9 protein-coding genes are annotated in these 8,292 nt (G+C 69.2%); 4 read left to right on the forward strand and 5 right to left on the reverse strand.

Translation table 11 applies throughout. From position 1 onward, the window contains the following. Nucleotides 1–37: 37 nt before the first annotated feature. Nucleotides 38–1,060, reverse strand: coding sequence for a 4-vinyl reductase (locus AAF430_22655; protein MEM7413051.1), 1,023 nt, complete (start codon nucleotides 1,058–1,060; stop codon nucleotides 38–40). 18 nt (nucleotides 1,061–1,078) lie between these two features. Continuing rightward, nucleotides 1,079–2,209 (reverse strand): HD domain-containing phosphohydrolase, encoded by a 1,131-nt coding sequence (locus AAF430_22660; protein MEM7413052.1) that lies wholly within the window; start codon nucleotides 2,207–2,209, stop codon nucleotides 1,079–1,081. Between the two features lie 468 nt (nucleotides 2,210–2,677). Between AAF430_22660 and AAF430_22665 the strand changes: the two genes are divergently transcribed. Next, entirely contained in the window at nucleotides 2,678–3,868 is a 1,191-nt protein-coding gene (locus tag AAF430_22665) for a cytochrome P450 (protein ID MEM7413053.1), read from the forward strand. Nucleotides 3,869–3,998: 130 nt separating this feature from the next. Here the strand turns inward: AAF430_22665 and AAF430_22670 are convergent, their stop codons facing one another. From AAF430_22670 to AAF430_22680, 3 genes are all read right to left on the reverse strand, one after another. Further along, nucleotides 3,999–4,316: a hypothetical protein gene (locus tag AAF430_22670; protein ID MEM7413054.1), complete on the reverse strand. Its 318-nt coding sequence runs from the start codon at nucleotides 4,314–4,316 to the stop codon at nucleotides 3,999–4,001. Between the two features lie 185 nt (nucleotides 4,317–4,501). Continuing rightward, a complete protein-coding gene (locus AAF430_22675; protein ID MEM7413055.1) occupies nucleotides 4,502–5,314 on the reverse strand; it encodes an enoyl-CoA hydratase-related protein in 813 nt (270 codons plus the stop codon). A gap of 17 nt (nucleotides 5,315–5,331) precedes the next feature. Then, nucleotides 5,332–5,718 carry a PPOX class F420-dependent oxidoreductase gene (locus AAF430_22680; protein ID MEM7413056.1) on the reverse strand — a complete coding sequence of 129 codons (387 nt, stop codon included), beginning with the start codon at nucleotides 5,716–5,718 and terminating at the stop codon, nucleotides 5,332–5,334. Nucleotides 5,719–5,855: 137 nt separating this feature from the next. Here AAF430_22680 and AAF430_22685 point away from each other — a divergent pair, with 137 nt between their 5' ends. From AAF430_22685 to AAF430_22695, 3 genes are all read left to right on the forward strand, one after another. Continuing rightward, nucleotides 5,856–6,422 (forward strand): L,D-transpeptidase, encoded by a 567-nt coding sequence (locus tag AAF430_22685; GenBank protein ID MEM7413057.1) that lies wholly within the window; start codon nucleotides 5,856–5,858, stop codon nucleotides 6,420–6,422. A 122-nt stretch (nucleotides 6,423–6,544) separates the two neighbouring features. After that, the gene (locus AAF430_22690) at nucleotides 6,545–7,336 is read left to right on the forward strand and encodes a PEP-CTERM sorting domain-containing protein (protein MEM7413058.1); all 792 of its coding nucleotides are present in this window, start codon (nucleotides 6,545–6,547) and stop codon (nucleotides 7,334–7,336) included. Then, nucleotides 7,333–8,292: tetratricopeptide repeat protein (locus AAF430_22695; GenBank protein ID MEM7413059.1), on the forward strand; the 960-nt coding region annotated here is incomplete at its 3' end. The genes AAF430_22690 and AAF430_22695, both read left to right, overlap by 4 nt.

The raw sequence follows: 8,292 nt of genomic DNA on the forward strand, positions 1-8,292 counted from the left end.
ATTCCGCGCTCGACTTGAAGGGGCCGGGCCCCGGTGGTCAGGCGACGCGGCGCTGGGATCGCGCGATCTGGAACGCCAGGGCGATCGCCGGCTCGAGATCCTTGAGGGTCAGCAGCGGTGGGTGTTCGAGGTCGGCCAGCACCGCATCCGAGAGCGGGGAGGGGTCGACGAAGAGGGTCTCGGCTCCCCAGGCCTCGGCCGTCTGGACCAGCTGCTCGAGGGCCATCGCGCCGAAGGCCTCGTCGACGATGGCGCCGCCGAGGTCCAGGACGATGACCGTGACCTCGGCCGCCCCCGGATCGCGCGCGAGGAGCTCGATCGCCTGCAGGGTCTCGTCCGGGCCCGCGTAGGGCAGGACCATCACGGGACCCCAGATGTGCACGGCGGCGGCGCCCCGCTCGACGGCCTCGAGGTCGCCGGGCTCGCCCGGGAGATCGCGACCGGCTTCGCGCGCGAAGCGTTCGCGGACCAGGGCGCGGAATTGCTCGAAGGGCAGGGCGGAGAGACTCTGGGCGGCGACCGCGTCGCCCTCCCAGGCGTCGACCTCGCGCGCCTCGAAGCGGCAGCTGTCGGCCCCGGTGGCACTGCACTCGATCTCGACCGCGAGCAGGTCCACGTCGAAGGCGCCGGACAGCCAGCCCGAGGTGTAGCCGGCGCTCAGATAGCAGACGACGTGGTCGCCGGCGCCCACGGCCGAGAGGTGGGCCGTCGCTTCGTGTTGGTCGGGCCAGCTGCCCTCGACCCGGATCGCGTTCGGGGTGTGCGTGTCGGTGCTCGAACGCAACGGCATCCGCAGCGGTGGCGCCAGGGCCGGGCCGGTCTGGTGACAGCCGCGGTCGGGGGTCGACGCCAGTGCGCGTGTCACGTCCTGGAGGCCGTGCAGGAACCCCATCTGGAGCAACGCGGTGCGCTGCTCGTCGGGGTCGAGCTCGCCGGCCAGCTCGGCGTGCAGCGTCGCCAGGAACGCCGGGTCGAGCAGGATGCGCGAATCGCGCTCGAGGACGGCTTCCGGGTCGAAGCCGATCTCGGGCGTGGATCCGTCGGAACAGGGGGTGTGCATGAGGGCGGTTTCTCTGTCTCAGTCCTGGATGAACGAGTAGATGTCGAACTTCTCGCCCTTCTTGATGAAGCCTTCGCCCTCGCGCTCGAGGAGCGCGAGCAGGGCGGCCGTCACCTTCGGGTCGAACTGGGTGCCGGTGTACTTGTGGATCTCCGAAACCACGACCTCGAGCGAGAGCGCTTTGCGGTACGGGCGGTCGCTGGTCATGGCTTCCACCGTGTCCGCAACCAGGATGATGCGACTCGGCAGCGGGATCTGGTCGCCACGCAGCCGATCCGGGTAGCCACGATCCGAGCCGTCGTACCACTCGTGGTGGTGACGTACGCAGGGCGCCACGTCCTTCAGGAACTCGACGGGCTCGAGGATCCGGTACCCGATCTCCGGGTGCGCCTTGATCTCCTCGTACTCCTCGGGCGTCAGCCGGTCGGGCTTCGTGATCACGGCGTCGCGAACGCCGATCTTGCCGACGTCGTGGAGGAGTCCCGCGATGTAGACGCGCTCGATCACGTCCTTCGGGTGGTTCATCTCGCGCGCGATCTTCGAGGCGTACACGCCGACCCGTTCCGAGTGGCCGCGCGTGTACGCGTCCTTTGCGTCGACGGCCTCGGAGAGGGTGCGGATCGTCTGGACGTAGGCGGTGCGCAGCTGCTGGTGCTTCGCGGCCACCTGCTTCGTGCGGTCGCGGACCTTCTCTTCCAGGTTCCGGTTCATGTCCTGGAGCTTGAAGTTCTGCTCGCGCGTGATGTGGTTCAGGCGCTTGATCTCGCCCTTCAGGGCCGAGTGATCGAAGGCCTGGCGCAGCGTGGCGCGCAGCTCGTCGTCGTTCCAGGGCTTCGTGATGAGCCGGTAGATCTCGCCGCGATTGATCGCGTCGACGGCCACGTTCATCTCGGTGTAGCCCGTCAGCATCATGCGCACGATCTCGGGATGGGCCTCCCGCACCTGGGCGAGGAAGTCCACGCCCGACATCTCGGGCATGCGCTGGTCGGTGACCACGACCTGGGTCGGGTACCGGTCGAGCAGCTCGAGCGCTTCACTCGCGCGGCTGGCGACCAGGACGTTCATGTCCTCGCCGCGCAGCAGACGCTGCAGCGCTTTCAGAATGTTGACCTCGTCATCGACGAAGAGGACGGTGTGTTCGTGTCGCATCCGAAACTCCTGGGTCTGGACCATCGCGTGAGCAACATGCAGGGCCGTCCAGACGTGCACCTTCCCCTATCAAGTGTCGTGCCAAATACCGAGGCAGGCGGAGAAAGGGCGGGCGCAACGTGGCTTGGCGTACCGCGTTGCCGATTGGGGATTCCCGGGCGCGAGTCCCGGCCCCGGGACGTTTCTGGGCAGCGGTTGGCCCAGCTGCGCATCGCCGACGAGCGCTTGCCGCTCACGGAGACGAGAAGGCGTCGGCAGGTGAGGGCGTAAGTCGAGACTGCCGGGGCGATCTTCGCGAGTTGCCGCCCGGGCGCGCCTGCTGGGATCGGCAACGGCGCGGCAGCATCCTCTCGAATCCGAGACGTCGCACGCCTGGGCCCTGCCCTCGGGATCGCGAGACGCGCCTCGAGTACCCTCCGCGCCGAGCCTGCGCACCCGTTCTGGGGGAGCGCACCGAGGAGATCTCTCTTGGCCCAACCGTCCCTGCGTCCCGAGCTGTCCCTGATGGACGGCCGCTTCTATGCCGAGGATCCGCACCCGCGCTTTCGCTGGATGCGGGAGAACGAGCCCGTCTACTGGGACGAGGAAGCGAAGCTCTGGGGCATCACCCGTCACGCGGATCTGCTCACGTGCTCGAAGGACAGCGAGACCTACTGCAACCGCTTCGGGATGCGCCCCGACTCGCCGCCGATCCCGTCGATGATCAACTTCGATGGCGACTACCACAAACGGCGCCGGAACCTGGTGAACCGCGGCTTCACGCCGCGCCGCGTGGCCGCCCACGAGACGAAGATCCGCAGTCTGTGTGCGGGCCTGATCGAGAACGCGAAGCAGCGGGGCGCGGTCGACTTCGTGCGCGACGTGGCTGCGCCGCTTCCGATGATCGTGATCGGCGACATGCTCGGGGTGCGCCCGGAGGACCGGGACGATCTGCTGCGCTGGTCCGACGACCTGATTGCGGGACTCTCGTTGTCGGCGCCGCCCGAGGCGCTCGCTGCGGCGGGCCTCGCGGCCCAGGAGTACGCGACCTATTGCGCCGCGGTGGTGGCCGAGCGGCGCGCGAACTCGCCGGGGGACGACCTGATGAGCATCCTGGTGCACGCCGAGATCGACGGGGAGCGCCTCGACGACGAGGCGCTGCTGCAGGAGTCCCTGCTGATCCTGGTGGGCGGCGACGAGACGACGCGCCACGTGATCACGGGGGGCATGTACGCCTTGCTCCAGCACCCCGAGCAGTGGCAGGCGCTGCGCGAGGGAAGGGTCCCGATCCCCCAGGCCGTCGAGGAGATGCTGCGCTGGGTCACGCCGATCCAGAACATGGCGCGCACCGTGACGCGGGACGTCGAGCTCCAGGGGCGCTCGCTACACGAGGGCGACAAGCTGTTGCTGCTCTATCCGTCCGGGAATCGGGACGAGGCCGTATTCGAGGAGCCGGACCGTTTCGACATCACCCGCGATCCGAACCCGCACCTGGCCTTCGGCGGCTACGGGGCGCATTTCTGTCTGGGGTCGTCGCTGGCGCGCCTCGAGCTGCGCGTGATGTTCGAAGAGCTCACGGCGCGAGTCGACACGATGACGTTCGACGACGACGCGGCGCCGCCCTACCGGAACTCGAACTTCATCACCGGGCTCGAGCAGATGCCCGTGCGGATGGCCTGAGCATCCGGCAACTCCCAGCTCAACCGCGCGCCGCGCTCGGGACGCGATCCCGAAACGCAGCGATCCCGGTCGGGGGCGTCTCCGCCCCGCCGGGAATCGCGCTCGGCCCCAAACTAGGCCGAGACTTGAACTAGGGGTGCTGACCGATCGGGTCCGCGAAGGTGAAGCGCGCCGGGGCGCCCACCAGCGGGCCGAGCGGCTTGCCGAGGTCGCCGGGCCGCGTCACCGCCATGATCGGGGCAACGGGGAACACGTAGGCCACCGTGCCGACCACGGTCATCGCGAGGCCCACGGGCCGCATGACGAGGACATCGAAGATCATCGGCACGGTCGCCGGCTCCGTGTCCACCTGATAGGCGCGGTTGTTGGCCGCGGCCGGGACCGCCAGCGTCAGGACGAGTGCCGCGGTTGCCAGAGCTGCCACAAAGCGTCGAATCCGATTCTGCATCGGCGTTCACTCCTTCCGAGAACGAGACTCCGGGCTTATCGACCGCACGCCGACGGGGTTGACGGTCCAAACGCCGCGTCGCGACGCCCGCTCTGGGGCGCGAAGCGCCGGGAGCCAGCGGCCACGGGTGTCTGTGGGGCGCGGTTGCCGGCAAAAGAAAATCGCCCGCCGGCCCCTTGCCGGGCCTATTCCGGCCAGGCAGGCCAGTCGCGCTGGACCGACAGTTTCCACTCGGGTCGGCGGCGTTCCAGGTAGGCCATCACGCCCTCGATCGCGTCGGCGCGTCCCATCAGGTGATGGTGGAGCTCGGTCTCCTTGCGCTCGACGTCGCTCGGGCTGAGGGCGCTGCTCTCCCAGAGCAGGCGCTTGGTCACCGCGACCGAGAGCGGAGCGGCATGGATGGCCATGTCGCGCGCGATCTCGAGCGCCGCCGGGAGCACCTCGTCCGCCGGTAGCACGCGCGAGGCGAGGCCCAGCGCCAGGGCCTCGGCGCCGTCGATCTTGCGACCGGTCAGCAACAGATCCGCCGCGCGACTCAAGCCCACGATGCGGGGCAGGGTGTAGTGGGCGTAGGCGTCGGGCATCACGCCGCGCCGGACCTGCACGATGCCGTACTTCCCTTCCGCGGCGAACACGCGGAGGTCGCACTGCAGGGTCATGGAGAGTCCGAGCCCGATCGCGTGGCCGTTGACGGCGGCGATCACCGGCTTGCGCACCGCGAACGCCGGCGGATCGAAGGCCGCCGCGCTGAAATCCGACGCGTCCTGGGCGGCGAAGGTGTCCTCGCCGGCGCCCATGTCGGCGCCCACGCAGAAACTGTCGCCCCGGCCGGTCAGCACCACGGCGCGGATCGCGTCGTCCTCGTCGCAGCGGCGGTACGCCTCGCCGAGGGCTGTGCCCATCGCGCCGCTGAATGCGTTGCGGGCCTCGGGGCGATCGAGGGTGATGCAGGCGACGCCGTCGGCGTCGACTTCGAAGGCGAGATCTTGGGGGGCCACGACGACAGGTCCTCGGGTCAGCGGTCGTCGGCGGCGGTGATGCGGATCCAGCGTCGCTGATCGATCCGCCCGGCGAGCCGCGACAGCAGGTCGGTGAGACGAAGCTGCCAACCATACTTCTTCTGCAGCACGCGGTGCGCTTGGGCGGCCAACGCCGCGTCGTCCACCAGCTTCGCGGAAGCGTCCGCCCAGGGGCCCCGAACGCCGCCGGACACGTTGCAGACAGCGACCTGGGCGCGCGCGCTGTTGCGCAGGCGTTTCACCTTGCCTGCGTCCGGCGCGGTGAACACGAACAGCGCGTCGCCGTCGCGTCCGAACCAGACCGGCGTGTCGACGCCGCGCCCGTCGCGACGGAAGGTGCGAAGGGAGAGGTAGGGTTGGCGGTCGAGCGCTTCGAAGGACATCGTCACCCCTACCTTAGGAGGCGCCACGCACTCCAGGTAGGGAAGCGCGTTGCAAGCCCGTGCGTTGCTTGAAAAGGCGAGGTGCGGCCGTATCTTCGGGCGCGAGACGTCGAGTGATGTGGGAGATGGTCTTGGGCATGTCGAGCGCACGGCGCGAGCGGAGCGGAAGGGGGCGGAGCTGGCGGCTCTGGCTCGCTCTGGCGTGCTGCGTCCCGCTGCTGCTAGCGGGGGGCAAAGACCCCGGCGTGCTGATCGAGATCGACCTCGAGGACTTCCGCGTGACGACGCGGGATCTGCGCACCGGCAAGGACGGCCCCACGCTCCCGATCGTGATCGGGTCGCCATCCCATCCCACGCCCCCGGGCCGCTACCGCGCCTACAAGGTCATCCGGAACCCGGGCTGGAAGCCCGGCGCCGTGGCCCGCTCTTTTGGGGCGACTCCCGAGCCCCCCTCGATCCACGGCCCGATGGGGGTCGGCAAGCTCCCCTTCGCCGAGAACGGCGAGATCGCGCTCCACGGGGCCGCGGACCCGCTCCTGCTCGGGAAGCCCGCCTCGCTGGGCTGTGCCCGGGCCACGGACGCCGATTTCCTGCGCCTCGTCTCCTGGCTGGAAGAGGTGCGGGTGCTGCGGGGGAAGCCCCGCGACGTGAAGGGCGAGTTGCACCAAAGCTTCCGACGCCCTGCGCGCGTCCGGGTGCGCTGAGCACGGCTCACGCGCTCGCAAGAGTGGCCCCAGAGGCCCGCGGAATCTGGGCATCTTTTTTGTAACCCGTTGATTCTGTAGTTTTTTTGCGATCTCCGGGCATGCCTCACCACAAGTAGGGCATGCAGACCTCGAATCGGTTTTTCCTCACCCAGAGCAGTGGAGCCCGCCGGGTCCGACGACTCGGCGTGATCCTGGGCAGTCTTCTTCTCGCGGCAGCGGCGTCGGCCACACCCGTGACCTTCTCGGGAGCGGGGGGCTTTGGCACCTCCGAAGCCGAGGCCCTGGCGGCGCAGTCCGCGGGCATTCAGCTGGTCGACCTCGACCAGCTGTTCACGTTCCGCGACGAGACGGACCCGAACCCGCAGCTGACCACCACGCGGTTCCTGGACGACACCACGCTGGTGTTGCCGCCGGACCCGTCGACGAGCGCGGAGATCACCTCGAACTGGACGGCGACGAGCGGGGCGGCACTGATCGGTGACACCTACCTCGCCTTCGTCCGGCCGCTGCCCAACACGCTCACGGCCACCGGGCAGAGCTTCGACTACTGCGGTCCGAACGACTGCTCGAACGTCGGCATCGAGTTGACCAACGACCCGAACGACAGTTTCGCGGACTGGGTCATCCTGCGCGTGCCCAGTGTCGTTGGCGATCCCCTGAGCGATCCGGTTTATTACCCCGCGATCGAGCTGGGGCGGCTTCCGGACGGCTTCCCCACCGGCAGCAGCGCGGCTTTCCAGATTCAGTATCTCATCGAGAACCGCGTCGTGGTCATTGACCCGTCCGTCATCGAACTGGGAGTGCCGCAGTGGCAGCTGAATCTTGGCTTCGTGGTTCCGGAACCCTCGACCGCACTGCTCCTGGGTCTCGGCCTGGGCGTGCTGGCCGCCGGACGGCGCCGCAGCGCATGAAGTTCTGGTCCCGCCTCGCGGTCACCGTCGTGCTGATGGTGACCGCGAGCGGCGTCGCCTGGGGCGCCGAAGAATCGAACGTCCTCCGGCTGCGCGCCGAGCAGCTGATCACCCAGGGACGCTACGAAGAGGCGATCGAGCGCGCCCAGCGCGCCCGCAAGCTCGATCCCTCCGACGCCTACGCGGCGCGGGCCGAGGGCTCGGCCCAGCTCGGCCTCGGTCGCTACCGCGAGGCGCTGAGCGCCCTGCAGGCGGCTTCGGATCTGGACCCGAACCTCTCGCAGGTGTGGACGCTCCAGGCCCAGGCCCACTACCACCTCGACGAGTTCGAGCAGGCCCGCGTGGCCCTCGACCGCGCCGAAGCGGCCGACCCGAACGACGGGCGCATGCACCTCTACCGGGGCCTCTTGCTCTCACGCGACGCGCGGGACGAAGAAGCGGCCCAGGCCTTCGACCGCGCCAGTGAGCTCGACCCGACGCTCACCGATGCGGCGGGTCTGTTCGCCGGTCGCTCCTGGGCCCGCGCCGACCGTGACAAGGCGACCCGCGCCCTCGACCGCGCGCGCCGCGCCGATCCGGATTCCGAGTACGGTCTCGAAGCCGCGCGCCAGCTCGATCAACTCGGCGACCCCTTCGACACCGGCGAGTGGCTGCGGATCCGCGTCGGCGCCGAATACGACGACAACGTCGCGCTCCGCGTGTCCGGTGTGGCCAATCCGATCGCCGTCCAGTTCTTCGGCCCGTTCCGCTTCGGCGAGCGCAGCGACTTCCGCGCGGTCTGGGAAGCCCAGGCCGGCTTCGAACTCTCGACGGGCCCGAGTCACGCCCTCGGCATCATCGCCGGCTATCAGGGCAACCACCACGACGAGTTCGACGAGTTCAACCTCCAGTTCCCCTGGCTGTCGATCTTCTGGGACCTCGAGATCGCGGACGACACCTGGGTGCGCTTCCAGCCC

The organism is Myxococcota bacterium, assembly GCA_039030075.1.
In the GTDB taxonomy this organism is placed as follows: Bacteria; Myxococcota_A; UBA9160; order UBA9160; family SMWR01; genus JAHEJV01.